General features: G+C 65.7%; 1 protein-coding gene. It reads right to left on the bottom strand.

Annotated elements, in window-relative coordinates:
* Positions 1-36: 36 nt before the first annotated feature.
* Positions 37-1,373 (bottom strand): efflux transporter outer membrane subunit (locus OC610_RS27475; protein WP_264432609.1); only part of this gene is annotated, 1,337 nt, incomplete at its 5' end.

The following is a 1,373-nucleotide window of genomic DNA, read 5'->3' as shown; positions in this document are numbered from 1 at the left end:
CGGGAGCAAGCTCCCTCGCCACGATGGTGCTCCTCTTCAGATTTGCGTCGTTCGCCAACCCCCACCCAACGCCTTGTACAACGCCACGCTCGCCTGCACCCGCGCCAGTCGCAACTGCACGTTCATGTCCTGCGCCGCGTACAACGTGCGTTGGGTTTCGAGCACGGTGAGCAGGTCTTCGGCGCCGGCCTGGTAGCGGCGCTGGGCGATGTCGAAGGCGCTTTGGGCCTGGTTCAGTTCTTCGCTTTGCCATTGCCGTTGCTGGTCCAGGCCGCGGATGCTGTTCAGGGCTTTTTCGACGTCGGCGAAGCCGTTGATGATGGCGGCGCGGTAGGCCTCCAGCAGTTCTTCCTGGCGCGCGGTGGCCCGGTCCCGCTCGGCCTTCAGGCGACCGTTGTTGAAAATCGGCGCGGCCAGCCCGGCGCTGAGGTTGTAGACGTTGTTGCGCAGCAACTGGTCGGCGATGTCGGCGCCGGTGGCCAGGCTCAGGCCCAGGGTGGCCGAGGGCAGCATGGCCGCGCGGGCGACGGTGATGTCGGCCTGGGCGGCGGCAAGGCGGGCTTCGGCGGCGGCGATGTCGGGACGGCGCAGCAGCAGGTCGCTGGGCACCCCGGCGTCGATGGCGGGCCAGCGCAATGCGTCGAAGGGTTCATTGTCCAGCTTGAGCGATTGCACCGGTTCGCCCAACAGTGCCGCGAGGGTGATCAACGCCTCGCGGGCTTGTTGCTGCACTTGCGGTAACCGTCGCTCCTGGGCCGCCACCAGACTCTTTTGTTGGGACAGTTCCAGTGCCGTGGCGCTGCCGGCGTCGTAGCGGGTTTGCACCAGGTCGAGCACATGCCGGGCGTTGGCCAGGTTCAGTTCGGCAATGCGCTGTTGCTCGCGCAGTGACAAGGCTTGGCTATAGCTGTTGGCGACGGCGCTGAGCAGAGTCAGTTCCACAGTCGCCCGATCAAACTGCGTGGCCGACAACGTGCTCAGCGCACTGTCCCGGGCCGCCCGTTTTCCGCCCCAGAAATCCAGCTCGTAACTGGCGCTGAGATGAGCGTCGTAGTAGTCGATGGTGCGGTTGTTGCGATCCACGTCCAACTGGCTGTAGCCCTTGCCCCGCAGCAGTTCCTGGCGATTGCCATTGAGCCCGGCGGTGATTTGCGGCAGTAACGGCGCGCCTGCAATCACCGCGCTGGCCTGGGCCTGGCGAACCCGGGCCATGGCGGCAGCGAGGTCGAAACTGCCCAGGCGCGCCTGTTCGATCAGTTGGTCGAGTTGCCGGCTGCCAAAACGTGTCCACCATTGTTGGTTATCAACAGTGGCGCTTGGCGTGTCCTGGTTCTGCCACGCCTCGGGCGATTGAATGCCGCTGTCCGGCGTCG

This window comes from Pseudomonas agronomica (genome assembly GCF_025917275.1).
Classification (GTDB): Bacteria; Pseudomonadota; Gammaproteobacteria; order Pseudomonadales; family Pseudomonadaceae; genus Aquipseudomonas; species Aquipseudomonas agronomica.
The sequence above is the reverse complement of the archived record's forward strand: the minus strand, read 5'-3'. Positions and strand labels throughout refer to the sequence as shown.